Here is a 23,503-nt window from a genome sequence, read left to right as displayed (position 1 = left end):
GACGTGACACTCGCCCGACCGCGGGGTAAGATCGTCACACTCCGTCCCCCCACGCTCCGCCACGTACCGCCCTCATGATGCGACTTCCCGTGCTGCGCCACGCCATCTCGGCCCTCGCCCTCGGGGCGAGCGCCTTCTCCGTCGTCACCCCCGCACCGGTCCACGCCCAGCGCGTGCGCACCGGGATCGAAGTCCTCGTCACCGACTCGATCCACCTCATCAAGGGGAAGCGCGTCGGCCTCATCACCAACCACACGGGGCTCGGCCCGGCCGGCAAGACGACGATCGACATCCTGTACAGCACACCGGGGGTCAAGCTCACGGCGCTGTATGGACCCGAACACGGCATTCGCGGCGTCGCGCGCGCGGGCGATCACATTGCCTCGACGGTGGATTCGGCGACCGGCGTCCCGGTCTACTCGCTCTACGGCGAGACGCGCGTCCCCACGCCAGAGATGCTCAAGGACGTCGACGTCCTGATCTTCGACATCCAGGAACTCGGCGCGCGCTTCTATACCTACCAGTGGACGATGACGCTGAGCGCCGAGGCGGCGAAGGGGAAGAAGTTCATCCTGCTCGATCGCCCCAACCTCGTGCGCGCCGACATCTTCGAGGGGAACGTGCTCGACCCCAAGTACCGATCGTTCGTCGGCTGGTATCCGGTGTCGACGCGCTACGGGCTCACGATTGGCGAGCTGGCCCAGTACCTCGTGGGGTCGGGTCAGCTCAAGGCCGACCTCACCGTCGTCCCGATGCAGAACTACCGCCGCAACATGTGGTGGAACGAGACGGGGCTGGGCTGGGTGAATCCGTCGCCCAACATTCGCTCGGGTGATGCGGCGCTGCTGTACACGGGGACCTGCTACTTCGAAGGGACCAACATCAACGAGGGGCGCGGGATGACGCAGCCCTTCCAGATGGTCGGCGCCCCCTACCTCACCGATGCCGGCGCGATTGCCAAGGCGCTCAACGCGATGAAGCTCCCCGGCATCGTCTTCGACTCCACGTCGCAGACAGTGGAGCAGGGGTACAAGCACGGCGGGATGACGGTCCCGGTGATCGTGATGGTGGTGAGCGATCGTGACGCAGTGAAGCCGCAGCAGGTGGGGCTGATGCTCCTGCGCGAGATCTACAAGCGCCATCCGAAGGAGTTCCAGTGGCGCACGGCGTCGATCGATCGACTGGCCGGCGGCCCGCGCGTGCGCGAGGCGGTGGAGAAGGACGGCGGCGTGGAGGCGCTGCTCCCGATCATGGAGCGCGAGGCCAAGGAGTACGAGGCCAAAACCAAGCCGTTCTGGATCTACAAGTAGAGAGCAGCCGCCACTTGCCTGACATCCCATCCGCACCGGTGCGCGCGTGAGCACGATTGCCATCTTCGGCGCCACCGGTCGTACCGGGAAACGCCTCGTTGCCGCGGCGCTGGCGGCGGGGCACACGGTGCGGGCGCTGGCGCGAGATCCGTCGCGCGTCGCCGCGCAACCAGGACTCACCGTCGTCGCCGGCGACGTGCTCGATCCGGCGGCGGTGGCGCAGGTGCTCGCCGCTTGTGATGGAGCGCTCGCGGCGTTAGGCGCCGGCACCACCGCCGATCCCGGCACCACGCGCTCGCAGGGGATCCGGAACATCGTGGCCGCGCTGGAGACGTCTGGAGGAGGGCGCTTGCTCGCCGTTGGCGGTGGTGGCGTGCTCGACTCCACCACCGGCCCCGGGCTCCGCAGCGAACAACCCGGCTTTCCCGCGGTCTTTCGGCTGGTCTCAGCCGAACATCGGGCGGCGTGGGAGGCGATGCGCACGTCGTCGCTCGAGTGGACGTACGTCTGTCCCCCTGATATTCCCGACGCCGAGGCGACCGGGGTATATCGGGTCGCGGCCGACGTGATGCCCGATCACCCCACGGCGCTTCCCACCGGCGACCTGGCCGGTTTCATGGTGCAGGAGTTCACCGCGCGCCGCTTCGCGGGGCACCGCGTGGGGATCTGCACCTAGGGACGGGACGCAGGGGGGCGTCGCGCCCCGCTGCTGGGATGGACCGGAGAACGGCCAGGGACGGGGGGCGAAACCCCGATCGTCAGGGGGCCGTACGACCCGCCATGTCCTATCTCGAAGCCATCCGCCTGGCACTCGCCCAGATTCGCGCGCAGAAGCTCAAGAGCTTCTTCACGCTGCTGGGAGTGGCCATCGGCGTGACCTTCCTCATCGCGGTCGTCTCGATCGTCGACGGAATGGGGAAGTACATGGAGGATGATCTGGTCGGCAAGATCATCACCAAGAACTCGTTCCAGCTGCGTCGCCAGCCCAACATCAACATGGGCGACGTCGACGAATCCGAATGGCGCGCGTGGCGCGCCCGCCCGCGCATCACCGAGGACGACATCCTGCCGGTGGCGGCGGTGCTCCCGCCGGATGTGAAATGGGCCTACGAGGGGACCGATGCCCTCTCGGTGGAGTCGCGCTACGCCAACCCACGCAAGGTGCTGGTGCAGTGCGTGGACGGGCAGTGGTTCGAGATCCGGAACCTGGGCGTCCAGGAAGGGCGTCTCCCCTCCCCGCAGGAGTACGACATGGGGACGCCGGTGGCGGTCATCGGCGAAGAGACGAAGAATCACTTCTTTCCCGGCGTCTCCCCCATCGGCCGCGAGATCCGCATCGGCAACATCCCGTACACTGTGATCGGGGTGGCCGAGAAGCAGGGGAGTGCCTTCGGCATCTCCATGGACAAGTTCCTGATCGTCCCCTACAAGACGCCGGCCCATCGCCTGGTCAATCGCTTCAAGGTGATCGACGGGATGACCATCCAGGCCTCGTCGGAGACGCAGCTGGCGGGGACGATGGAGCTCGTGCGGCAGGTCATGCGGACGCGCCACAAGCTGCGCCCGGGGCAGTCCGACGACTTCTCGATGCAGACCGCCGACGCGGCGCTCGCCTTCTGGAAGAAGATCCAGGGCTTCCTCGTGCTCGCCGGAATCGCCCTCCCGGCCATCGGGTTGCTGGTAGGCTCCATCGTCATCATGAACATCATGCTCGTCGCCGTGGCCGAGCGGACGCGCGAGATCGGGGTGCGCAAGGCGTTAGGCGCCAAGCGCGCCGACATCATGTCGCAGTTCATTGCCGAGTCGACGACGCTGGCGATCATCGGGGCGTCGTTCGGGATCGCGGCCGGCTTCGGATTGGCCAAGCTCATTGCCGCGCTCTCGCCGCTCCCGGCAAGCGTGGCCCCCTGGTCGGTGATCCTCGGCGTCACGGTCGGGGCAGGGGTGGGGATCATCTCCGGCGTGTACCCGGCGAGCCGGGCGTCGCGCCTCGATCCGGTGGCCGCGCTGCGGCAGGAGTAGGGCATGGCCGTTACCGACCGAGTGACCTCGCTAGTCGAGGGGATCGTGATCGCCATCGATGCGCTGCGCGCCAACCGCGTGCGGGCGGCGCTCACCATCCTCGGGATCGCCATCGGCGTCTTCGTGGTGGTGGTGATGTCGGCCGCCATCCAGGGGATCAACAACAGCGTGGCCAGCGAGTTCGAGCGCGCCGGGCCCACGACCTTCTTCGTGAACCGCTTCCCGATTTCGCTCGAGGGGTGCAGCGACGCCGACGACGACAGCTGCAAATGGCGCAGCAACCCGCCGTTGCGTCTGACGGAAGCCGAGGCGATCAAGCGGCTGCCGAGCATCCAGGACATCACGATCAGCACCGGCGCCTCGGCGTCGGCCAAGTATGGCGACCGCCTGCTGTCGAGCATGCGCGTGGTGGCCTATACCGCCAACTGGATCGAGGTCGACGGCGGCGACGTGGTGCAGGGACGCGACTTCACGCAGGGTGAGGAGAGCAACGGGGCCCGCGTGGTGGTGATCAACGAGACCGCGGCCGAGCGCCTGTTCACCGGGGTCGACCCGATCGGGAAGATCCTCCTGCTCAACAAGTCGCCGTTCATGGTGATCGGCGTGTACAAGAGCGCGGGCGACTTCATGAGCGAGCCGAGCCCGCGCGCGTACGTGCCGCTGAGCGCCGGGCGTCGCTACCTCAACCTGTGGATCGACTGGATCGACTTCACGATCAAGCCCATGGCGGGCGTGTCGCGCGACGAGGCGATCGACGACGTGGTGGCGACCATCCGCGGGTTGCGCGGCATGCGCCCCGGCACGCCCGAGAACTTCGCCGTCATCACGCAGGACAAGCTGTTCGAGACGTGGGGGAAGCTCACCGGGATCTTCTTCCTGGTGATGATCGTGCTCTCCGGCATCGGGCTGATCGTCGGCGGCGTGGGGGTGGTGGCGATCATGATGATCTCGGTCACCGAGCGCACCCGCGAGATCGGCGTGCGCAAGGCGTTAGGCGCCACGCGCGGGGTGATCCTCTGGCAGTTCCTCATCGAGGCGGCGACGCTGACCGCCATCGGTGCCGTGATCGGCCTGGTCTTCGGCTGGCTCGTCGCCGCCGGCATCCGCAACGCCACGCCGCTGCAGGCCACCGTGCAACCGATGGCCATCGCGGTCTCGTTCCTGGCGAGCTCCCTCACGGGGATCCTGTTCGGGCTCTTTCCCGCGTCGCGGGCGGCGCGCCTGGACCCGATCGAGGCGCTGCGCTATGAGTAGCGGATGAGGGGAAGACGGGAAGACGGGAAGACGAGTGCGCAGGCGCGCGCTGCACGAACGGCGCGCGAGTCTCGCTGAACGCAGAACGGCGCCGCAAGGCGCCGCTCTCGTCTTCCCGTCTTCCCGTCTTCCCGTCTTCCCGTCTTCTCAAGACGCTCTCGCGATCGGCGCCCGTGCCTGCGGCATCTGCTCCGATGCCCACTGGAGCGACTCGCGATAGATCCCGGGGAGTGCGGCGGGGTCGAACTTGATCAGCTGTGCCGCCTCGGCGGCCGACTCCCAGAGCCCGAGTTCGTACGACTCGACGACCGTGAGCGGGCCGGCCATCGGGCCGGAGCGGTCGAGCAGCGCGGCACGCACGTCGTCGGCCAGGTTCACGCGGTCGAGCACCTCGTTCATCGGCATGCGGAAGACGGCGTCGAGGACCGAGAAGAGGCCGATGAGGAAGAGCGTCCCCTTGTCGAGGCGCGTCTGCGGGGTGGCCATGAGTTCGCAGAAGCGCGCGCGCTGCACGGCCTGCCGGACGAGTTCGTCGTCGGTGCCGCGCTTGCCGGTGCGCGAGGTGGCCGAGGCCAACGCCAGCCAGCGCACCACGTTGTTGCGCCCGACGAGGCGCAGCGCGTGCCCGATCGACGTGATGCCGCGCCCGCCTAACGCGGCCGAATTGACGATGCGGAGGAGCTGGAAGGTGATCCCGGGGTCCGAGGAGATGACCGCCTCGAGCTCGCGCTCCGGCGTGTTGGGGTCGCGCGCCAGCGACAGGAGGCGCAGCGCCGCCGCGGTGCTCCCCGGCATCTCGGCCGAGGGGAGCGGTTCGGGACGCGAGAAGTGCGGCCCCTGGAAGCCCTCGAAGCCGAGCGTGAGGCAGGCCTTGTACAGCTTGGCGTCGAGCACGTGGTCGGCGATGGCGCGCTTGCCCTGTCGCTTGAGCGCCGCCACCATCGGCCCCAGCTGCGCCGGGTCCTGGCACCGCAGGTCGATGCGCACCGCCTTGGCGTGGGCCAGGAAGGCGAGGATCGGGGCGCCAGGGGTCTTGGGGAGTTCGAACTCGTCCAGGACCACCGTCACCCCGCGCTTGGCCAGGTCGGCCACCGCCTCGACCACCGCCGTCTCGGCGGGAAGATCGGGAGGGAGGAGGACGACCAGCGACCGCGCCTCCGGGGCGTCGAAGATGCGTTCGACCAACTGCTGCCGACTGGCCCTGACGTAGGCCGGGAGTCCCGCACGCAGGAACTCGAACGAGCCGCTCAGGTAGCTGCGGGCGAACGCGTCGCCGCCATCGTCAGGCTCGCGAAAGCGAAGCTCGTAGCCGACAGCCGAGTCGGAGCGATCGAAGACGGGTTGACGGACGAGGAATATGTCGGACATGTCGGGGAGGCGGAGCGTGCCCCTCGGAGTATCGACCGTGGCCGGGCGCATCTGCAGCGGAGCCCCAACTGGATCGTCATTCAGGAGCACCAGGGGAGACCGACACTAGCAGTGGAACTCCCCGTCGCCAGATTTCGCGGCGACGATCCTTGGCGCTCCCCCGACTCGCAGATGCTGCAAACTCCTTCCCTGCTGGCGGTTGCCATCCCGACCCTTGTGGTCGGGGTGGCGGTCGGGGTGCTCATCGGCCGGCGCGGCGCGGGGGCGCCGGAGCCTGTGTCGACGGAGGGCGAGCCGTCGACCAAACCGGAGGCCGGCGATCGCATCCGGTCGCAGGCGCTCGAAGCAGCGGCGGAGCCGGTGCTGCTCGTCGGCGCCGACGGGCGGGTCCTCGACTGCAATGCCGCGGCGCTGACGCTGTTTGACCGGCATCGCCCGGCGGTCACCGCGATCGAAGCGTCGGTGATTCGCTCGCTCGTCTCTCCGAGCGGGCTCCCCGTGGAGTGGGGCGACCTGGTGGCGACGCGCTCGCCGTGGTCGGGGGAGGCCCATGTGCGCCTCCCGGACGGGAGTCGCCGGGCGATCACGGTTCGGCTGGTGCCGGTCTTCGGGGCCAAGGGCGACATCGCGGCGCTCGTCGAGGTCTATCACGAGTTCCCGACCGATGCGCTGCTCCCCGCCGACCGTTTCCTGCACGCCCTGGACACCGGCGGCGAGAGCGGGGACGTCGACGAGCCGGCCGATGCGGCGCAGCGGGAGCTGCGCCTGCTGGCGATGGGCTTTGCCGATCTCGACCGGGTGGTGCGGCAGTACGAGCTGCTGCTGCCGGCGATGCGTGCCGAGGATCCGTTGGCCGAGGCGATCGCCGGGCTGGCCGCCGAGACGAGCGAAGTGGCGACCGCGGCCGATGTGCCGCGCCTGCTGCACGAGCTGCCGCGTGCGCTCGGGCGGCTGCGCGCGCACATGCTGCGACTGGTCGAGCTGCAGGGCTCGGCGCCCCGCCGGCGCGACTGAGCCCGCCCTTCCTGGAGGGCTGGCGCGCCGACCGACGGTCCTGACGCTGGTTCGGACCCGGGTCCAGTCAGGGTACTAACAATTGAGAGCAGGAACGCTTCGATGAAGGTGCGGCGCGCGCCGCGAGTTCCCGCAAAGCCTGCAGGAACTGCGTGCGTGTCACGCACCGTTCGCCCCTTCGCTGACGCATGGCGTGCGCGGTGCACCGTGACGACGCCGTGCCCTGACCGGATACCTAACGAAGGGAGCAGGACATCATGAAGCGTTTTCTGGCAGCCGCGGTGCTCGCGGCCGCAGTCGTGGCGGCGCCGCGTGCGGCGTACGCGCAGGGGAAGGACATCGTCGAGACGGCGGTCGCCGCCGGCTCGTTCAAGACACTCGCTATCGCACTCGACAAGACGGGGCTGATCGCCACGCTCAAGGGGAAGGGGCCGTTCACGGTCTTCGCCCCGACCGATGAGGCGTTCGCCAAGCTGCCGGCCGGCACACTGGACAAGCTCCTGGCCAACCCCGACCAGCTCAAGGCGATCCTCCTGTACCACGTGGTCGCGGGCGACGTCCCGTCGTCGGCCGCCGCGAAGCTGACCAGCGCCAAGACGGTGAACGGGGCTGCGCTCACCATCCACGCGATGGGGAACGGGCTGATGATCAACGACGCGCATGTGGCCACCGCCGACGTGAAGGCGACGAACGGCGTCATCCACGTGATCGACAAGGTCCTCCTGCCGCCGGCCGCCAAGTAGGTGCCACCCAGCGACGGTCGCCGGCGCGCTCCTACGCCGGCGCCCAGCGCGGGTGAAGGGCCGGCGAGCCGCTGGTGAGCCGCTCGTGCGGGGCCGGTGCGGGGCGGCCGACCGTCGGCACGGTGCTCCGCCTCAGCTCGAGATCGTTAGGCGCTTCGCGGGGTGGCTCGCCCCCCCCGCTCGGCGATACCTTGGAAGGCGCCGTCGCTCCCCGCATCCGGGTGAGCGGCGGCGCCTTGCCCATATCGGGTCCGTCCCCAAATGGTGTTGGGCCCTAGCCAGGAGTGCCGTGTGACGCTCGCGATCCCTGCCTCACCCCAGACCCTCGTCGATGCGACGTGGGAGACCCTCGCCCCACACTACGAGGCGCTCGCCAGCGCCCCCGTCTCGCGCGAGACGGCCGAGGCGTGGCTGCGTGCGTGGTCGGAGCTGAGCGCCGTCGTGGACGAGGCGGGGACCCTGGCGATGATCGCGTACACCTGCGACACGGCCGACCCGGCCAAGGAGGCGGCCAACCTGCGCTGGTCGTCGGAGATCTTCCCCAAGGTGGGGGAGCAGAACGTGCGCCTGGCGGAGCGCCTGGTGGCGATCGGGTGGAGCCGCGACGACATGGCGGTGGTGCTGGACGAGTTTCGCACCGACATCGAGATCTTCCGCGAGGCCAACGTGCCCCTCTTTGCCGAGTTGGAGGAGCACAGCGCCGCGTACCAGAAGATCACCGGGGGACTCGAGGCGGAGTGGGAGGGGGAGCGGGTGACGATCCCGCAGCTGCAACCGCACCTCAAGGTGCGCGATCGCGCCGTGCGTGAGCGGGCGTTCCGGCTCGGGGCCGAGGCGTACCTCGCCCAGCGTGAGGCGCTGGCGGCGCTGTTCGACACCATGTTCGCGCTGCGGCAGCGCCTGGCGGCGAACGCCGGCTTCGCCAACTACATGGAGTACGCCTTCCGCGCCAAGCACCGCTTCGACTACTCGCCGGCGGATTGCGCGCGCTTCCACGCCGCGGTCGAGGCGACGGCGGCGCCGGCGGTGGAACGCCTCATGGCCCACCGGCGGGAGTCGTTAGGCGTGGCGACCGTTCGCCCGTGGGACACGCTCGTGCAGCTGGAGAGCGAACGTCCCGGTGCGCCCCTTCCACGACACGGCCGGTTTCGTGGAGCCGGCCAAGCGCATCTTCGATGCGCTCGACCCGGAGCTGGGGGGGCAGTTCCGCGAGATGGCAGAGGCCGGGCTGCTCGACCTCGAGAGCCGACCGGGCAAGGCCCCCGGCGGCTATTGCACCAAGCTCCCATGGCGCGGCCGGCCGTTCATCTTCATGAACGCGGTCGGCGTGCCGGATGACGTGAACACGCTGGTGCACGAGGCCGGGCACTCGTTCCACGACTTCGCCGCGCACCGCCAGCCGTTCATCTGGCAGCGGGGGACTGGGCACGAGGCGGCGGAGCTGGCGTCGATGTCGATGGAGCTCCTCGTCACGCCGCACCTCACGCAGCCCACGGGCTACTACACGCCGGCCGAGGCGCGGGCGGTGGAGATCGAGCAGCTCGAGGACGTGCTGAGCAGCCTGGTGCACATCGCCAGCGTCGACGCCTTCCAGCGCTGGATCTACACCAGCGGCGAGGGGCACGATGCGGCGGCGCGCGATGCCGCCTGGTTGCAGCTGCGGGCGCGCTTCGAGCGCGGCGTGGACTGGACGGGACTCGAGCGCGAGCGCGTGTCGCGCTGGTATCGCCAGCTGCACATCTTCGAGTACCCGTTCTACTACATCGAGTACGGCATTGCGCAGCTCGGCGCCTTGCAGCTGTGGCGCGACGCGCAGCACGACCCGGTGGGGACGATGCAGCGCTACAAGCAGGCGCTCGCCCTGGGGGGAACCCGCGGACTCCCGGAGATCTACGCCGCCGCCGGCGCCCGCCTCATCTTCGACGAGGCCGGGATGCGCGAGCTGGTCGACCTGGTGGAGGCCCGCCTGCTGGCGTTGCGCGAGGGCCACGCCAGCTGAACGCGCAGCGACCGGCTACTGCGGCTTGTTGACCGCCGTGCCCGGGTCGCGCTCGACGCCGATGGTGTAGTCGGTGGCGAGCGCGGCGATCGTCCCGATGGCCGCCCAGAACGGCAGCAACGCCGCGCCCGCCACCCCGGCGGCGAGCGGGAGATCGAGCAGCGTCCGCCCCTGCGGATTGCGGATCACGATGCGGCGTACGTTCCCCTCGTGAATGAGCTCCTTGAGCTTGGCCTTGAGGTTGCCGCCGGCCACCTTGATCTCTTCCATGATCGCCCTCGCTCGCGTAGTCCCACGCCGGTGCGGGGATCCCCCCGCCCGGACAAGCTAGGACGGCGTGTCGCGCCGTGCCAGCAACCCGTACGGCCCCTCCCGTCCCGGGGTTCCAGGGTCGTCCCTAACGAGACCGCGACCTCCGGCGCCATCGTCTCGCGCCCCGCTTTCTGCCGCGTGCCGGGCGGGGTAAGTTGCCACGTGGCCGCACACGGCGGCCGGTCGGGAACGGAACGGCGTACGGAGACACGGCGCGATGGCAAACCTGGTAGTGGCGCGGTTCGCGGACGGGCGACTTCTCAAGGGGAGCAGCCTGGACGTCGATCACAATCGGCCCACCTGCCACATTCGCGCTGGCGACGGCACGATGACACAGGTCAAGCTCGCCGACCTCAAGGCGCTCTTCTTCGTCAAGTCGATCGAGGGGGACTCGGCGCACGTCGACGGACACGACATCGCCCCCGTCGACCCGCGCCTGCGCGGCTCAAAGCTCGTCGAGGTCACCTTTCGCGACGGGGAGAAGATCGTCGGGTTGTGCATGCGCTACCCGCCCAAGCTGCCGTACTTCTTCCTCGTCCCCGTGGACGCGGACAGCAACAACGTGCGCATCCTCATCAACGGCGACCAGCTGAGCGGGATGCAGCTGATCGATCCCCCGGTTGCGTGAGCGGCCGATGAGCGGCCGATGAGCGGCCGATGAGCGGCATGCGGCGGCTTTGGTCCATCGCCATCGCGGCGCTGGCCCCCCTGGCCCTGGTGTCGGCCAGCCGCGGCGTCGCGGCGCAGGATGCCGCGCCGGCGCTGTCATCGGCGCGCGTGACGGCGCAGGTGGTCGGTGGGACGCTGGCCGCCCCGATCGCCTTCTTCGGAACCGGGATCGCCACCAAGCGCATCGCCCGCGCCATGGGTGCGAGTGACGAGCGCGCGGGGCGCGCCGCATATGTCGGCGCCTACACCGGCAGCTGGCTTGCCGCCGCCGCCGTCCCCGCTGCCATTGCCGGCGATGGACGCTTCCCGGCGGCGCTCGGCGGGTCGGCGGTCGGCATGCTCGCTGCGGCCGGGCTCGTGCGCGTGGGCAACTGGCGCTACGACGCCGATCGCCGAGCCTGCGGACCACTCTGCTGGACGATGGGGGCCCTCGTCTTCGCCCTCCCCGGCATCGGGGCCACCATCGCGTACGACCAGTCGAGACGCTGACGGCGAGCCGCCGGCCGAATCCGGCGCCCGACGCCGTGCGCGCGCTGCTGTGCCCGGACCGTTGGGCGGGTTGCGCCCTGCGACTGCCGGGGCTAGGGTCCAATCAGTCCTGCCGCCCGAAGACCGCGACCGGCCCGTCGGCCCGACGCGCGGCTGATACCGCGACCGGCATCGCCTTCGCCACTGCACCCGCCCCGCCATGAAGCGTCCGTCGATCATCCTCCTCTCGGCGTTTGCCCTCGTCTTTACCCTCGCCGGGGCCTCGGCGGCGCGGGACGGCGCTGACCTGCGCCCCCTGAGTGCCCCCAGCGGAGCCAAGACCGTGATCCAGGTCTACAAGTCGCCGACCTGTGGGTGCTGCACGAGTTGGGTGGAGCACATTCGCGACTCTGGTTTTCAGGCCGAGGTGATCGACGTAACCGACGAAGCGCTGCAGCAGCGCAAGTCGAAGCTCGGCGTGGGACCGCGACTGGCGTCCTGCCACACGGCGATCGTCAACGGTTATGTCGTCGAAGGGCACGTGCCGGCGGCCGACATCAAGCGCATGCTGTCCGAAAAGCCGGCGATCATCGGCATCGCGGCACCCGGGATGCCGGTGGGGAGCCCCGGGATGGAAGTGCCCGGCGGGCGCAAGGACAAGTACGACGTGGTCGCCTTCTCCAAGGGCGGGGCGACGCGCGTCTTTGCCAGCCACTGACCGGAGCCGGCATGTACCGATGCGTCGCGCTCACGCGAGCTGCGGTGCTCGTGCCCGCGGTGGCGCTGCTGGTCGCGGCGTGCGGAGCGCCGCCCGCCGGGGAGTCGGAGGGACCGGTGCGCACCGCTGAGTCGCTGCGCGCCGTGCCGGCCGAGCTCTCTGCCGGGGCGACGACGTTGACGCTCGAGGTCGAGGCGTGGCGCTCGTTCCAACCCACGATGGACAGCGTGGAGAACCGCCTGATCGCCATCCTTCGCGTGAACGCTGCGGGCGGCGGCGTCCCTGGCGCACTGGCGGTCGACACGGTCTGGCTGGTCCACGGAAGTGAGGTCGTCCAGGGTGGGGCCCGCGAGGAGCAATCGCGCGAGCCGGGGGCGAGCAGCGTGGAGTTCGTCCTGCGGGATGGCCCGATGTGGGCGCCGGGAGACTCGATCGACGTCGTCGCCCTGGTCTCGGGGGTGAACGGGCGAACCGCGACATTGCGTGCGCCGCGCATCGTCATCGAGCGCGTGGACTGACGGCAGCGAGCCCGCACGTGGACTCACGCGACCGTCTGGCGTGGGCGGCCGTCGCCGTGTGACACTTGAGTCATGACATCGAGACCGTGGGTTCTGGCGGAGTCGCACTGGCCGACCGTGCGCGAAGCGCGATACGACGTGGTGGTCCTCCCGTGGGGGGCGACCGAGGCGCACAACACGCACCTCCCCTATGCCACCGACGTGGTGGAGGCGAGTGAGGTCGCGATCGCGGCGGCGGCGATTGCCTGGGAGCGCGGGGCGCGCGTCGTGGTGCTGCCGCCGGTACCGTTCGGGGTGAACACGGGGCAACTCGCCGTTCCGTATTGCCTCAACCTCAACCCGAGCACGCAGCTCGCCGTGCTGCGCGACCTGGTGCGGGCCATCGAGCCGCACGGGGCGCGCAAGCTGGTGGTGCTCAACGCGCATGGCGGCAACGACTTCAAGCCGATCCTTCGCGAGCTGCAACCGCAGACGTCGCTCTTTCTCTCGTACGTGAACTGGTGGACGGTCCTCGACGCGCGTCGCTACTTCGACGAGCCGGGCGACCACGCGGGGGCGCTGGAGACGAGCGTCATGATGCACCTCGCCCCGGGCCAGGTGCGCCCGCTCGACGTGGCTGGGCGCGGCGCGGCTCGGCGCTCTCGCATCGCCGCCCTGCGCGAGGGGTGGGCGTGGGCGCAGCGCGACTGGCCGAGTGTCACCGACGACACGGGGGTTGGCGACCCGGCGGGGTCGACGGCGGCGCATGGTGAGCGCTTCGTGCGCGAGGCAGCGGAGCGCATCGCCGGCTTCCTCACCGAACTCGCGGCGGCCGATCCGGCGGCGCTCTACGAATGAGCGCCCGCCCACCCTCCGGCGCTCCACGAACGCGCGCGCTCGGCACCCCCACCCTGCTGGGCGCCTGTCACGACGCCAGCTCGTCGTTCCTGCGCGGCCCTGCGGAGGCGCCGGCCGCCATTCGTCGTGAGCTGCAATCGACGATGTCGAACGCCTGGAGCGAGGCGTTGCAGCTGGTGGAGCCGGGCGTCGCGTGGGTGGACGGGGGCGACGTCGCGTTAGGCGAGGCGCCGCGCGCCGCCATCGAGCGCGCGGTGGACGGGCTCCTGCAGGCGGGAGGACGGCCCTTCGTGCTGGGGGGCGACCACTCGATCACCTACCCGGTGCTCCGTGCGGTGCGGCGCCATCACCCGGCGCTCACCATCCTCCACCTCGACGCCCACAACGACCTGTACGACGACTTCGAGGGGGACCGCTTTTCGCACGCCTGTCCCTTTGCCCGGATCATGGAAGAGGGATTGGCCGAGCAACTGGTGCAGGTCGGCATCCGGGCCATGAGCCGGCATCAGCGCGAGCAGGCCGATCGTTTCGGCGTCGAGGTGATCGACATGCGGCGATGGGTGGCGGGGGAACGCTACACGCTGCGCCACCCGGTGTATCTCTCGCTCGACCTCGATGTCCTCGACCCGGCCTTTGCCCCCGGGGTGTCGCACCGCGAGCCGGGGGGGCTGAGCGTGCGCGAGGTGCTGGGGATCGTGCAGGCGATCGACCAGCCGATCGTGGGTGCCGACCTGGTGGAGTACAATCCGCGCCGCGACCTGAGCGAGGTCACCGCTCCCGTCTGCGCCAAGCTCATCAAGGAGATCGTCGCGGCGATGCACGCGACGGCGTAGGCGCGGTGGGGCGCGCTGGCCGGGGGGGACGAGCAGCCCCACGACCGCCGCGTGGTCCCACTCGCATTGCCGGCGCCCGGTGACCCGGCCATACTCAAGGGGCGGCGTTGCCGCCGTGAGTCCACGCTGCCTGACGAGAGGAGTCCGATGATCACGTCGCCTCACACGATCCGCTTCACCAGCTCCCGAACCATTCGCCGGGCCGCACTGGCGGCGGCGTTGCTGGTCGCCGCCCCTGTGGCAACGACGCTCGGGGCGCAGGACTATCGCGTGGCGGGGGGGGTGACGCTGCCACGAGCGGGGACGACCGGTTCGGACATCGGTGGCCAGGTACAGGCGTCGATGGAGCTCGGGCCGCGCACGAGCGGGGTCGGCATTCGCGTCGACGTGCTCTACTCGCAGACCGCGGCGCAGGCGATGGCGCTGGGCGACGTGGTCTTTGGCGGGCGATCGATGCGCACGATGGCGGCGGCCGGCGGCCTCTTCTACCGGCGCGAGGTGCGCGACTTTGCGCCCTATCTCCTGGCGGGTGGCGGCGCGTACGGGCAGACGGGGATGACCGGGGTCGCCCTCGGGCTGCATGGCGGTGTTGGGGTCGACTACGCCGGGTCGCGCATGCGCCCGTTCGCGGAGGCGCGGTTGCATCGCTGGCGCGGCGACGAGGGGGCGGTGACGGTGCAGCAGCGCGAGCGTTCGCTCATCTCGGCGTTGGTCGGTCTTCGCTTCTAGCGCCGCCGCCGCGTCACGTGGCGAAGGTGGTCGCGCCCGCGTGCGTGGTGATCTCCCTCCCGTCGCACCACTGGTGGCGCGCCGGGGTCTTCCCTGTTCGACATGAGGAACGATGAAGGCTTCGATGGTGACGATGGCGTTCACGCTCGACGGATACCGCATCGACGAAACGCTGGGGGTGGTGCGCGGCATCGTGGTGCGCTCCCGGTCGATCTTCGGGACGATCGGGGCAGGGCTCCAGACGCTCGTGGGGGGGAACATCACGCTGATGACCGAGCTGTGCGAACGCGCGCGATCCGACGCCTTTGCCCAGATGATCGCCCATGCCGAGGCGCTCGGTGCCAACTCGGTGATCGGGGTGCGGTATGACGCCACCGAGATCATGAAGGGCGTGACCGAGGTCCTGTGCTATGGCACGGCGGTCCGCGTCTCGCCCGCTGCAGGCAACTAGGACACGTTAGGCAGCCTCGCCTGACGGGCAGGGCCCGACCCAGGCGTTCACGACACACGACCCCATGCACAGGAGCAGTCCCATGTCCGAATGGAAGCAGCGCGCCCAGGCGCTCATGCAGGAACTGGAGCAGGAACGCGACGAGCTGCGGGTGAAGATGCACCTGGCCAAGGCCGACGCGAAGGACGAGCTGGCCAAGCTCGACGCGCAGCTCGACGCCAAGATGGCCGAGCTCAAGCAGAAGGTCGCGTCGTACGACAAGGACGGCGACGGGAGCGTGATGGACGACCTCGGCGATGCGGCCAAGGGGCTGGCCGACGACATCCGGAGCAGCTTCCAGAAGTTCCGCGAGCGCTTCTAGCCACGCGCCGCGCTCGCGCCACGCCCGGCGTTGCCCGCCTCACCGGAGGCCCCCGGCGCCCTGCGCATCGTGCGCCTGCGCGAGGCAGGCGACGCCGAGGCGTGCGCGCAGATCATGAGCACGACCGAGCCATGGATCACGCTCGGTCGGGACTACGCCCGTTGCCTGACGATCGTGCAGCTGCCGACGCACGAGGCGTGGGTCGCCCTGGACGCGGATGACCGCGTGGCGGGCTTCGTCCTCCTGGTGATGGAGGGGGCGTTCGTGGGGTACATCCGCAGCATTGCGGTGCGGGAGGACCTGCGGTCGCGCGGCGTCGGTCGTGTCCTCCTGTCGTTCGTGGAGCAGCGGGTGCACGAGGAGTCGCCTAACGTCTTTCTCTGCGTGTCGTCGTTCAATCCGCGGGCGCGGGCCCTGTATGAGCGCCACGGCTTCCACGCGGTCGGCGAGCTGCCTGATTTCGTGGTGCAGGGGCACTCCGAATGGCTGATGCGCAAGACGATTGGCCCGATCACCGGCTTCACCCCACGCACCGCGCCGGCATCGCGTACATAGTCCACCCGACACACCAGCGCGACCGGTGGCCGTCGAGCTCGGCCGCCGACGCCTCCCGCGCCGGTCCGGACGCGGGGCCGCACTTTCCGCTGTCCTTGCCGCCCGTACCGCACCGTTCGCCGCTCCCTGGGGCGCGCGCCGGTCGTCGTGGGGTGCGCGTTGTCCGGCCACTCCGTGAGGGCGCGCGGCGGTCCCGGCGTGCGGTGCGCCGCCCGGGAAGGGCTGCGTGGTGCTGACGGGGACGCTCGCGCAAGCGGGAGCCCTGCCCGACGCCAGGGTTGCGCGCGGGGGAGGCCCGGAACGCCGACGTTAGGGGATCCCCATGTTCGCGTCGGCCGGCGGACGAATCGGCATGGCGCGCGGGTGATCCTGCCGAGGGAGGGTCGCGCGCCGCTGCCGGCCCGTCGTCAGGCGGTGCCGGGTGCCCGTCGGTAGGGTGCGCGTCCGGACGTGCGAATGCGGCACGTGGCGTGAGGCATCTGGCGTCAGGCACTTGGCGTCAGGCGCTTGGCGTGAGGCACTCGGCGTCAGGCGCTCGGCGTGAGGCACTCGGCAGCAGGGAGCGGCACGGGCACCGGCGGGGGGCCCGCGTCAGGCACACCGGGGGGTTGCACCCCGCGTCAGGCACCGCGGGTGGCCGCGCTCGCGTCAGGCAGCGCGGGGAGTCGGACCCCGCGTCCGGAAGGTAGGGTAGGCGTCAGCCGAGCCGCCCGCGTCAGGCAGGCGTCAGAAGAGGCGTCAGGCGCACCGGAATACGCCAGTTTGTGACCGGGAGGGCCTAACGGTAGTCCTGCCTTACGCGGCGCGTCAGGCAGGGGGAGCGAATTCCGGCCGATGGTGGTATACTAGGCGCGCCTGCCGACCGGACTCCCCCCGCGCGACTCGCATCCGGCGCCCGTTTTTCCACGTCGTTGTCCGGCGCTCGTCAGGCGCTGGCGACCCAGCCCCAGATTCACATGGCAGCGAAGAAGGCAGTCAAGAAGGCCGCGGCGAAGAAGGCGCCCGCGAAGGCCGCCAAGAAGGCGGCCGCCAAGAAGCCGGCAGCGAAGCGCAAGAGCGGCGCGACCGCGGTCCCCGGTATCAGCCGCATCGACCAGGAGTCGACGCGCACCCACGGCTACTTCGTTCGCGTGGGCTACCACCGCACGAAGGAAGGGGCGTGGCGCCCGAAGCACCGCGCGTTCTTCGGCGACGCCGGACACGGCGGCAAGGAGAAGGCGTTCAAGGCCGCGGTGAAGTGGCTCAAGGAAGCGCAGAAGAAGTAGTCGCCGCGTGATCCGGCGGCGCGGCCACCACTTCGCGACCGTCCCTCTCGACGACAGCCCACGCCGGCGTGCCCCGTCAGGGGTGCGCCGGCGGCGCCGTTCCTGCCCGTCCCCCCTTGTCCGCGGCCCGGTATGCGTACGACGCAACCGGCGCGGGCGATCCCGGTGCCTGGCGCCATGACCACCCCCAGTGACTCGCCGCTCCTCGGGCGATGGCGCCTGCTCCGCGCCGACCGTACACTCGAATTCGCCCCGGGCGTACGCATGGACTTTCAGCCCGGAGGGCGCCTGCTCTACGCCTTCGAGGTCGGCGACCAGCGGCAGGAGGTCGCCCTCTGCTACCGCACCGATGGCGATCAGCTGCATACCGACAGCCCTGCCACCGCCCACGAGACGACGGCGCGCTTCGTCCTGGGCGAGGGCGGGGTCCTCATCCTCGACTTCGGCGGCGCCAAGGCCTGGCTGGTCCCCGAGCTGTAGTCTGGCCCAGCCGGTGGCGAGCGCGGGTCGTCGCGCGCCACTCGCGGCCACCTGCCAGCGCTCACGACGCCTCCGCGCCCCAATCTGCCCCGCACCTGACCCGCATGACTCCCGTCCGCTCGGGGCCCTCCGCCTGCCCCCCCCCCCCCCCCCCCCCCCCCCCCCCCCCCCCCCCCCCCCCCCCCCCCCCCCCCCCCCCCCCCCCCTGCCCCCGCCTGTCCCCCCAGCCGCAGGAGGCCGTCACGCTCCGTCTTCGTGCGGCGGCTGTACGAAGGCGCCGCCGCGGACTACCTCTGGGCCCCTTGCATCCTGGCCGTGACTTCATGTTCCGCGGCGCTCCCAGCCCCGCCTAACGTTCCCGTCGCCCGTTCCTCCTGCTCGTCTCCCGCGTCCCAACGCCCGTGGGCACCCTCGAACGCATCTGGGTCAAGCGCGCCAAGCGCGGCCCCATGGACCCGGCCCGCGAGGTGCAACTCGACGCGCGCGGCATCGTCGGCAACGCCAACCGTGGCGGCAAGCGGCAGGTCACCATCATCGCCCGCGAGGTGTGGGAGCGACACATGGCCGCACTCGGCGGTGCCCTCGACCCGGCCGCGCGTCGCGCGAACCTCATGGTGAGCGGATGCGCGCTAGAAGGGGCCCGGGGGCGAGTCCTCCGCATCGGCACCTGCCGCATCGCCATTCGCGGCGAAACCAAGCCGTGCGAACGCATGGACGAGGCGCTGGACGGTTTGCGGGCGACGATGTTCCCCGACTGGGGTGGTGGCGCCTTTGGCGAGGTCGTGGCGGGGGGGACGATTCGCGTGGGCGACGTCGTGGCGTGGGACGACGCCCCCTAGATTACCACGGCCATCGATCGCGACGGCGCCCCGAGCGCCGCGCGCGTCGGACCTCGACCGCACCACCATCGCCAGCCGTGCCGATCTTCCAGAAGTCGATCTTCAGGACCGAGTGCGACGAGTGCAACATCCCGTTCTCCGTGAACACCGGCGGGGTGTGCGAGACGTGCCGCCGCATCCTGTGTGGCAAGCACCTGCACGGCTCCATCACGCACAAGCTCCTCATCGCCTTCGGGGCCCGGATGATCTGCGTGCGCTGCCGGGCCGGCGAGACGCCGACCGCCTCCAGTAACCGTTAGGCACGGCCTCCGATGACCGATCGCCTGTACTACACCGACGCCTACTGTGCACGCTTCGGGGCGCGCGTGACGTCCCGCGCCGAGGACGGGCGCCGTGTCTACCTCGACCGCTCGGCCTTCTACCCGACTTCGGGGGGGCAACGGCACGACCTGGGGACGCTGGGCGGGGTGGCCGTCACCGACGTCGTCGACGAAGACGATCGAGTCGCGCACGTCCTGGCCGCGTCGCTCGATGCCGACGAGGTCGAGGGGGTCGTCGACTGGCCGCGCCGCTGGGATCACATGCAGCAGCACACCGGGCAGCACCTGCTGTCGGCGATCGGCGCCGACCGTTTTGGCTGGGAGACGGTGAGCGTGCACTTCGGTGCCGAAAGTTCGACGATCGACTTCGGCGTCGAGTCGATTGGACCGGAGACGTTGCAGGAGCTGGAACGGCTTGCCAACGCCGGCGTGACCGAGAACCGCCCCGTGACCGTGACGTTCGAGGAGGCCGAGATGGCGACCGGGCTGCGCAAGCCGTCGGACCGCGGCGGGGTGCTCCGGATCGTGTCGATCGAGGGGATTGATCGCAGCGCCTGCGGCGGGACCCACGTGCGTGCGACCGGGGAGATTGGTGCGATCATGCTGCGGCGGGTGGAGAAGGTGCGAAAGGCGACGCGGGTCGAGTTCCTCTGCGGCATGCGGGCCATTGCGCGCGTGAGGGGCGAGTACGATGTCCTCGCCCGGCTCGCCAACGGACTCTCGTGCAGCATCGACGAGCTGCCCACGCTCGTCCCGGCGCAGGCCGAACAGCTGCGAGCGCTGGAGAACGATCGTCGGCGGCTGGAGGGGGAGGTGAACGCCGCGCGCGCCCGCGACGTGCACGCGGCGCTCCCCCCCGGGGACGATGGGGTGCGGCGCCTGCTCGAGCGACGTGCCGGCGGAAAGGTCGACGATGCGCGTGCGCTCGCCCTGGCCTTTGCCGCGCTCCCCAAAGGGGTCGTGGCGGTGGCGGTGGCCGCTCCGCCGGCCATCCTGGTCGCCGCCTCGGACGATAGCGGGGTGGACGCCGGACGCCTGCTCAAGGAGGCGTTGGGCGCGGTGGGCGGACGTGGCGGGGGAAGCGCGCGCCTGGCGCAGGGGACGGTCCCCGATGCGGCGGCGCTGGAAACGGTGATCGCCGCACTCGGCTTCACCTCGGCATAGCGTCATTCGCCCTCCTGTCCGAGAGTCGAGCATGACCCCTCCGCTCCCCGCTCCCTTTTCGCGCCATCAGATCGTCCCCGCCCATCAGGTGCGGGAGCGGTCGGGGCTCACCGCCTTCGCCAGCTCGCATGAGCGACGCGGGGACTGGGAGCTGCCGAGACAGCTGCGCATCGCCTGCGTGTTGGGGAGCGTGAATGCCGACCTGCGGGAGGCGCGGATTCCCGAGGGGGTCTCGGAGATCGAGCTGTACGCGCTCATGGGGTCGGTCGAGCTGATCGTCCCGCCGGGGGTGCGCGTGGAGATGTCGGTCGACGCCTTTGCCGGATCGGTCGAATACCACCCCGACCCCACGATCGGGCCCGACCCTGGGGCACCGGTGATTCGACTGGTGGGTGATGCCTACTTCGCGTCGGTGGAGGTGTTCGTGCGCCTCCCTGGCGAGAGCGGGCGCGAGGCCAAGCGGCGGATCAGGGCGGCGTCGAAGCTCACCTCTCGCCAGATCGGCTGGTAAGTGCTACCGTAGCGCGGCAGGCCAACGGACCAGCGCGCGCGCCCCCCCCCAAACCCCGGCGTGCGGCGCGGGTCCCCTCTGGCAGGAGCGGTGACATGGAGCACGCGTTGCTCGACTGGCTCGCGCGCGTCGGATCGAGTGCCTTCCGGTACTCGGCGCTCGCCTTCGTCGTCGTGAACGGCGCGGCCATCGCGGCGGTGGTGATGACGCGCGATCGCAGCCTGGTGAATCGATGGACGGGACGTGTGCTTGCGGCCAACCTCCTGCTTGCCGGTACCGGGCTCGGCGTGCCGCTCGTCACGACCGTGTCGCGTCTCGGGATCATGGCGATCTCGCCGTCGATCCGGGTGATCCCGGTCGTGGGGGACCAGGGGCGCGACGAGGCCATCGAGTCCTCGCCATTGCAGCGCTGACCCTGGCCCGGGTGCCACGGCCTCGGTAAACGCAACGCCCCGGATCGTCTCGTGCGATCCGGGGCGTTGCGGCTTTCAGTCGTTGGGCTTTACGGCAGCTGCTTCTTCTCGCGACGGCGCTCGCGGGCATCTTCCTTCCTGTCGCGCACGTTCTCCTTGCGGTCGCGCACGTTCTCCTTCTTGTCGCGCACGTCCTCGCGCCGGTCGCGCACGTCCTCGCGGGCGTCGCGACGATCCTCGACCCGGTCGGCGCGCCCGCCGACGTGCTTGGCATCGCGCACGTCCTCGCGCCGGTCGCGCACATCCTCACGGCGATCGGCCACGTTCTCGCGGCGGTCGCGCACGTTCTCCTTGCGGTCGCGCACGTTTTCGCGCCGGTCGCGGCGGTCCTCGACCTTGTCGCAGGTCGACCCCTCCTTGCACTTGGCGCGGGTGGTGTCGGTCGCCTGTGCCGACGTGACCGAGGTCACGGTGACGAGCGCCACGGTGGTCATGAGCGAAGCGAGAATGGAAGCACGCATGGGAAGTACTCCGAGTGAGGGGTCGCGGGGTGTCGTCGCGCCTGCTCACCGTCAGACGACCGACCGGAGGCGACGTTAACGCCCTGTTGCCCGCCGGGGATCTCGCCACCGGTCGCAGGGCGGGGCGGCGCTCGTGCGGCACGTGCGGCACGGCGCGCTTTGGGCCGCGCGCCTTTGGCCGCGCGCCTTTGGCCGCGCGCGTTGGGCAGTGCGCGTTGGCGGTCGCGCCGCATCGACCACGCGAGTGCATCTGACGGAGCCGTGCACCTGCCGACAGCATCGCCGTCGCCGATGCGCGAACGGGCTGCATCGCGTCGCGACGGAGTGGTGCGTCGCGAGAAGCATCCTGCGTGGCGCGGCTCACCGCGAGGCGCCGCACCGCGCGAGGCATGCGCCCGCGCCCGACACTGCTCGGTCGGCGATGGGGCTCGCGCGGCTAGTCCTCCCCCCTTCGCGCGCGACGCCGCAGGTCGCTGTATCCGAGCGCCCCCGCCCGGATGACCGCGATCTGGGGAAGTGCCCCGTTGACGACGGCGGATTTCTGCGCCATTCCTCCACGCGTCAGTTCGATCGTGGGAGCACGACGAGACACCCGCGCTCCCTTCGCGAATTCCTCCGCACCCCCTGATGTCGCTCTCCCTGACCTCCCCCTCGTTCACGCACGGCGGGACCATCCCGGCCCAGCACACCTGCCAAGGGGCCGACGCGTCGCCCGCCCTCGCCTGGAGCGGCGTCCCCGCCGGCACCCAGAGTCTGGCGCTCATCGTCGATGATCCGGACGCTCCCGATCCGGCCACCCCCAAGCGGGTCTGGGTTCACTGGGTGCTGTGGGACCTCCCGCCCGACGCCACCGGCCTCCCCGAAGGGGTCAGGGACGCGCAGCTCCCGGCCGGGTCGAAGATCGGGATGAACGACATGAACGACTTCGCCTACGGCGGACCGTGCCCGTCCATCGGGCGGCATCGCTACTTCCATAAGCTCTACGCGCTCGACACCGTCATCGGCGAGCTCGAGAATCCCACCAAGAAGGCGCTGCTGGCCGCCATGGACGGACACGTCCTGGCCATGGCGGAGCTGATGGGGACCTATCAGATGGCGAAGTAGGGGAGCGGTCCACCCCCATCCCACGTCCCCTCGTCCCCCGCGCCCTCGCGCGCGGGAGGATCCGCGGGCCATCATGTGGCATGCGGCGCGTCCCCCACGCCCGCCCGCGCGACGCGCGCCAGCGCGCGCATCGCCTCTGCACCGCAATTGCACCGCGTTCTGCACCGCGTCTGCATTGCGCCTGCATCGTCCGATCACGCCTAACGCCAACCGACTCTCGCCATGCTGCGACCCCGCCTTGCCCGCCTGGTTACCGCCCTCGCCGTCCTCGGGACAACCGTGGCTCCCGCCTCTGCGCGCGCCCAATCGGCCGATGCGAAGGCCGACGTGATGGCCGTCATCAAGCGGATGTTCGATGGAATGCGTGCCAGCGACTCGGCCCTGGTGCACGGCACCTTCCACCCGCAGCTCCGCATGGTGACGGTGGGGAAGGGGCGCGAGGGGACGCTGCGCGTGTCGGTGGAGGAAAGCCCCGAGGGTTTCCTCAAGGCCATCGGCACGCCGCGCCCCGCCAAGCTGGACGAGCGGATCTGGGGAGAGCGGGTCGAGATCGACGGCGCGCTGGCGTCGGTGTGGGTCGACTACAACCTCTACGTCGGCGACAAGTTCATGCACTGCGGCATCGACCACTTCCTGCTCGTGCGTGGCGACGATGCGGCGTGGAAGATCATCTCGCTCGCCGACACGCGGCGTACCGAGGGGTGCAAGCCGTAGCCGATGTGCGG

General features: G+C 70.4%; 30 protein-coding genes. 27 read left to right on the top strand and 3 right to left on the bottom strand.

Annotation, left to right across the window (positions count from 1 at the left end; all coding sequences use genetic code 11):
- Positions 1-74: 74 nt before the first annotated feature.
- From IPN47_11685 to IPN47_11670, 4 genes are all read left to right on the top strand, one after another.
- Positions 75-1,310: a DUF1343 domain-containing protein gene (locus IPN47_11685; GenBank protein MBK9408685.1), complete on the top strand. Its 1,236-nt coding sequence runs from the start codon at positions 75-77 to the stop codon at positions 1,308-1,310.
- A 46-nt stretch (positions 1,311-1,356) separates the two neighbouring features.
- Entirely contained in the window at positions 1,357-1,986 is a 630-nt protein-coding gene (locus tag IPN47_11680; GenBank protein ID MBK9408684.1) for an SDR family oxidoreductase, read from the top strand.
- Between the two features lie 104 nt (positions 1,987-2,090).
- A complete protein-coding gene (locus IPN47_11675) occupies positions 2,091-3,332 on the top strand; it encodes an ABC transporter permease (protein MBK9408683.1) in 1,242 nt (413 codons plus the stop codon).
- Positions 3,333-3,335: 3 nt separating this feature from the next.
- On the top strand, positions 3,336-4,586 hold the full coding sequence (locus IPN47_11670; protein MBK9408682.1) for an ABC transporter permease: 1,251 nt from the start codon (positions 3,336-3,338) through the stop codon (positions 4,584-4,586).
- A 147-nt stretch (positions 4,587-4,733) separates the two neighbouring features.
- Here the strand turns inward: IPN47_11670 and IPN47_11665 are convergent, their stop codons facing one another.
- Entirely contained in the window at positions 4,734-5,954 is a 1,221-nt protein-coding gene (locus IPN47_11665; protein ID MBK9408681.1) for an HDOD domain-containing protein, read from the bottom strand.
- A 171-nt stretch (positions 5,955-6,125) separates the two neighbouring features.
- On the opposite strand from IPN47_11665, the gene IPN47_11660 reads away from it, so the two are divergent.
- The 4 genes from IPN47_11660 (at position 6,126) to IPN47_11645 (ending at position 9,710) form a co-directional block, all read left to right on the top strand.
- Complete coding sequence (locus IPN47_11660; protein MBK9408680.1) at positions 6,126-6,968, top strand: PAS domain-containing protein; 843 nt, start codon at positions 6,126-6,128, stop codon at positions 6,966-6,968.
- A 257-nt stretch (positions 6,969-7,225) separates the two neighbouring features.
- Positions 7,226-7,711 (top strand): fasciclin domain-containing protein, encoded by a 486-nt coding sequence (locus tag IPN47_11655; GenBank protein ID MBK9408679.1) that lies wholly within the window; start codon positions 7,226-7,228, stop codon positions 7,709-7,711.
- A 291-nt stretch (positions 7,712-8,002) separates the two neighbouring features.
- The gene (locus tag IPN47_11650) at positions 8,003-9,049 is read left to right on the top strand and encodes a hypothetical protein (protein MBK9408678.1); all 1,047 of its coding nucleotides are present in this window, start codon (positions 8,003-8,005) and stop codon (positions 9,047-9,049) included.
- Positions 9,024-9,710, top strand: coding sequence for a hypothetical protein (locus IPN47_11645; protein MBK9408677.1), 687 nt, complete (start codon positions 9,024-9,026; stop codon positions 9,708-9,710). Before IPN47_11650 ends, IPN47_11645 begins: the two co-directional genes overlap by 26 nt.
- 15 nt (positions 9,711-9,725) lie before the next feature.
- Here the strand turns inward: IPN47_11645 and IPN47_11640 are convergent, their stop codons facing one another.
- Complete coding sequence (locus tag IPN47_11640; GenBank protein MBK9408676.1) at positions 9,726-9,980, bottom strand: DUF4342 domain-containing protein; 255 nt, start codon at positions 9,978-9,980, stop codon at positions 9,726-9,728.
- Positions 9,981-10,239: 259 nt separating this feature from the next.
- Between IPN47_11640 and IPN47_11635 the strand changes: the two genes are divergently transcribed.
- The 17 genes from IPN47_11635 (at position 10,240) to IPN47_11555 (ending at position 21,153) form a co-directional block, all read left to right on the top strand.
- Positions 10,240-10,650, top strand: a complete 411-nt coding sequence (locus IPN47_11635; GenBank protein ID MBK9408675.1) for a hypothetical protein — start codon at positions 10,240-10,242, stop codon at positions 10,648-10,650.
- A 38-nt stretch (positions 10,651-10,688) separates the two neighbouring features.
- The gene (locus IPN47_11630) at positions 10,689-11,180 is read left to right on the top strand and encodes a hypothetical protein (GenBank protein MBK9408674.1); all 492 of its coding nucleotides are present in this window, start codon (positions 10,689-10,691) and stop codon (positions 11,178-11,180) included.
- Positions 11,181-11,379: 199 nt separating this feature from the next.
- The gene (locus IPN47_11625; protein MBK9408673.1) at positions 11,380-11,877 is read left to right on the top strand and encodes a DUF411 domain-containing protein; all 498 of its coding nucleotides are present in this window, start codon (positions 11,380-11,382) and stop codon (positions 11,875-11,877) included.
- 11 nt (positions 11,878-11,888) lie between these two features.
- Positions 11,889-12,395 (top strand): hypothetical protein, encoded by a 507-nt coding sequence (locus IPN47_11620; protein ID MBK9408672.1) that lies wholly within the window; start codon positions 11,889-11,891, stop codon positions 12,393-12,395.
- 72 nt (positions 12,396-12,467) lie between these two features.
- Positions 12,468-13,232, top strand: coding sequence for a creatininase family protein (locus IPN47_11615; protein MBK9408671.1), 765 nt, complete (start codon positions 12,468-12,470; stop codon positions 13,230-13,232).
- Positions 13,229-14,065, top strand: a complete 837-nt coding sequence (speB, locus tag IPN47_11610) for an agmatinase (protein ID MBK9408670.1) — start codon at positions 13,229-13,231, stop codon at positions 14,063-14,065. Before IPN47_11615 ends, speB begins: the two co-directional genes overlap by 4 nt.
- A 147-nt stretch (positions 14,066-14,212) precedes the next feature.
- The gene (locus IPN47_11605; GenBank protein MBK9408669.1) at positions 14,213-14,794 is read left to right on the top strand and encodes a hypothetical protein; all 582 of its coding nucleotides are present in this window, start codon (positions 14,213-14,215) and stop codon (positions 14,792-14,794) included.
- A gap of 112 nt (positions 14,795-14,906) precedes the next feature.
- On the top strand, positions 14,907-15,245 hold the full coding sequence (locus IPN47_11600) for a YbjQ family protein (GenBank protein ID MBK9408668.1): 339 nt from the start codon (positions 14,907-14,909) through the stop codon (positions 15,243-15,245).
- Positions 15,246-15,327: 82 nt separating this feature from the next.
- The gene (locus tag IPN47_11595; protein MBK9408667.1) at positions 15,328-15,606 is read left to right on the top strand and encodes a hypothetical protein; all 279 of its coding nucleotides are present in this window, start codon (positions 15,328-15,330) and stop codon (positions 15,604-15,606) included.
- A 114-nt stretch (positions 15,607-15,720) separates the two neighbouring features.
- Complete coding sequence (locus IPN47_11590) at positions 15,721-16,161, top strand: GNAT family N-acetyltransferase (GenBank protein ID MBK9408666.1); 441 nt, start codon at positions 15,721-15,723, stop codon at positions 16,159-16,161.
- A 956-nt stretch (positions 16,162-17,117) separates the two neighbouring features.
- On the top strand, positions 17,118-17,426 hold the full coding sequence (locus IPN47_11585; protein ID MBK9408665.1) for a hypothetical protein: 309 nt from the start codon (positions 17,118-17,120) through the stop codon (positions 17,424-17,426).
- 177 nt (positions 17,427-17,603) lie between these two features.
- Entirely contained in the window at positions 17,604-17,906 is a 303-nt protein-coding gene (locus IPN47_11580) for a hypothetical protein (GenBank protein MBK9408664.1), read from the top strand.
- Positions 17,907-18,355: 449 nt separating this feature from the next.
- A complete protein-coding gene (locus IPN47_11575) occupies positions 18,356-18,745 on the top strand; it encodes an MOSC domain-containing protein (GenBank protein ID MBK9408663.1) in 390 nt (129 codons plus the stop codon).
- Between the two features lie 77 nt (positions 18,746-18,822).
- Positions 18,823-19,044 carry a hypothetical protein gene (locus IPN47_11570; protein MBK9408662.1) on the top strand — a complete coding sequence of 74 codons (222 nt, stop codon included), beginning with the start codon at positions 18,823-18,825 and terminating at the stop codon, positions 19,042-19,044.
- A gap of 12 nt (positions 19,045-19,056) precedes the next feature.
- Positions 19,057-20,229 carry an alanyl-tRNA editing protein gene (locus IPN47_11565; protein MBK9408661.1) on the top strand — a complete coding sequence of 391 codons (1,173 nt, stop codon included), beginning with the start codon at positions 19,057-19,059 and terminating at the stop codon, positions 20,227-20,229.
- A gap of 31 nt (positions 20,230-20,260) precedes the next feature.
- Positions 20,261-20,740: a hypothetical protein gene (locus IPN47_11560; protein ID MBK9408660.1), complete on the top strand. Its 480-nt coding sequence runs from the start codon at positions 20,261-20,263 to the stop codon at positions 20,738-20,740.
- 95 nt (positions 20,741-20,835) lie between these two features.
- Positions 20,836-21,153 carry a hypothetical protein gene (locus tag IPN47_11555; protein ID MBK9408659.1) on the top strand — a complete coding sequence of 106 codons (318 nt, stop codon included), beginning with the start codon at positions 20,836-20,838 and terminating at the stop codon, positions 21,151-21,153.
- Positions 21,154-21,242: 89 nt separating this feature from the next.
- On the opposite strand, the gene IPN47_11550 is transcribed toward IPN47_11555, so the two are convergent.
- On the bottom strand, positions 21,243-21,674 hold the full coding sequence (locus IPN47_11550) for a hypothetical protein (GenBank protein MBK9408658.1): 432 nt from the start codon (positions 21,672-21,674) through the stop codon (positions 21,243-21,245).
- Positions 21,675-22,301: 627 nt separating this feature from the next.
- Here IPN47_11550 and IPN47_11545 point away from each other — a divergent pair.
- Positions 22,302-22,778 (top strand): YbhB/YbcL family Raf kinase inhibitor-like protein, encoded by a 477-nt coding sequence (locus IPN47_11545; GenBank protein ID MBK9408657.1) that lies wholly within the window; start codon positions 22,302-22,304, stop codon positions 22,776-22,778.
- A 222-nt stretch (positions 22,779-23,000) separates the two neighbouring features.
- A complete protein-coding gene (locus tag IPN47_11540; protein MBK9408656.1) occupies positions 23,001-23,492 on the top strand; it encodes a nuclear transport factor 2 family protein in 492 nt (163 codons plus the stop codon).
- Positions 23,493-23,503 lie beyond the last annotated feature (11 nt).

It is taken from the genome of Gemmatimonadota bacterium (assembly GCA_016719105.1).
GTDB lineage: Bacteria > Gemmatimonadota > Gemmatimonadetes > Gemmatimonadales > Gemmatimonadaceae > SCN-70-22.
This window is presented reverse-complemented; position numbering and strand designations above follow the sequence as displayed.

Coding starts and splice junctions, on each gene's coding strand:
- IPN47_11675 (MBK9408683.1), top strand. CDS start 2,091: ATGTCCTATCTCGAAGCCATCCGCCTGGCACTCGCCCAGATTCGCGCG.
- speB (MBK9408670.1), top strand. CDS start 13,229: ATGAGCGCCCGCCCACCCTCCGGCGCTCCACGAACGCGCGCGCTCGGC.
- IPN47_11585 (MBK9408665.1), top strand. CDS start 17,118: ATGGCAGCGAAGAAGGCAGTCAAGAAGGCCGCGGCGAAGAAGGCGCCC.
- IPN47_11645 (MBK9408677.1), top strand. CDS start 9,024: ATGAACGCGGTCGGCGTGCCGGATGACGTGAACACGCTGGTGCACGAG.
- IPN47_11665 (MBK9408681.1), bottom strand. CDS start 5,954: ATGTCCGACATATTCCTCGTCCGTCAACCCGTCTTCGATCGCTCCGAC.
- IPN47_11660 (MBK9408680.1), top strand. CDS start 6,126: ATGCTGCAAACTCCTTCCCTGCTGGCGGTTGCCATCCCGACCCTTGTG.
- IPN47_11555 (MBK9408659.1), top strand. CDS start 20,836: ATGGAGCACGCGTTGCTCGACTGGCTCGCGCGCGTCGGATCGAGTGCC.
- IPN47_11560 (MBK9408660.1), top strand. CDS start 20,261: ATGACCCCTCCGCTCCCCGCTCCCTTTTCGCGCCATCAGATCGTCCCC.
- IPN47_11565 (MBK9408661.1), top strand. CDS start 19,057: ATGACCGATCGCCTGTACTACACCGACGCCTACTGTGCACGCTTCGGG.
- IPN47_11545 (MBK9408657.1), top strand. CDS start 22,302: ATGTCGCTCTCCCTGACCTCCCCCTCGTTCACGCACGGCGGGACCATC.
- IPN47_11615 (MBK9408671.1), top strand. CDS start 12,468: ATGACATCGAGACCGTGGGTTCTGGCGGAGTCGCACTGGCCGACCGTG.
- IPN47_11550 (MBK9408658.1), bottom strand. CDS start 21,674: ATGCGTGCTTCCATTCTCGCTTCGCTCATGACCACCGTGGCGCTCGTC.
- IPN47_11620 (MBK9408672.1), top strand. CDS start 11,889: ATGTACCGATGCGTCGCGCTCACGCGAGCTGCGGTGCTCGTGCCCGCG.
- IPN47_11685 (MBK9408685.1), top strand. CDS start 75: ATGATGCGACTTCCCGTGCTGCGCCACGCCATCTCGGCCCTCGCCCTC.
- IPN47_11655 (MBK9408679.1), top strand. CDS start 7,226: ATGAAGCGTTTTCTGGCAGCCGCGGTGCTCGCGGCCGCAGTCGTGGCG.
- IPN47_11635 (MBK9408675.1), top strand. CDS start 10,240: ATGGCAAACCTGGTAGTGGCGCGGTTCGCGGACGGGCGACTTCTCAAG.
- IPN47_11630 (MBK9408674.1), top strand. CDS start 10,689: ATGCGGCGGCTTTGGTCCATCGCCATCGCGGCGCTGGCCCCCCTGGCC.
- IPN47_11595 (MBK9408667.1), top strand. CDS start 15,328: ATGTCCGAATGGAAGCAGCGCGCCCAGGCGCTCATGCAGGAACTGGAG.
- IPN47_11605 (MBK9408669.1), top strand. CDS start 14,213: ATGATCACGTCGCCTCACACGATCCGCTTCACCAGCTCCCGAACCATT.
- IPN47_11670 (MBK9408682.1), top strand. CDS start 3,336: ATGGCCGTTACCGACCGAGTGACCTCGCTAGTCGAGGGGATCGTGATC.
- IPN47_11625 (MBK9408673.1), top strand. CDS start 11,380: ATGAAGCGTCCGTCGATCATCCTCCTCTCGGCGTTTGCCCTCGTCTTT.
- IPN47_11580 (MBK9408664.1), top strand. CDS start 17,604: ATGACCACCCCCAGTGACTCGCCGCTCCTCGGGCGATGGCGCCTGCTC.
- IPN47_11600 (MBK9408668.1), top strand. CDS start 14,907: ATGAAGGCTTCGATGGTGACGATGGCGTTCACGCTCGACGGATACCGC.
- IPN47_11575 (MBK9408663.1), top strand. CDS start 18,356: ATGGACCCGGCCCGCGAGGTGCAACTCGACGCGCGCGGCATCGTCGGC.
- IPN47_11590 (MBK9408666.1), top strand. CDS start 15,721: ATGAGCACGACCGAGCCATGGATCACGCTCGGTCGGGACTACGCCCGT.
- IPN47_11540 (MBK9408656.1), top strand. CDS start 23,001: ATGCTGCGACCCCGCCTTGCCCGCCTGGTTACCGCCCTCGCCGTCCTC.
- IPN47_11640 (MBK9408676.1), bottom strand. CDS start 9,980: ATGGAAGAGATCAAGGTGGCCGGCGGCAACCTCAAGGCCAAGCTCAAG.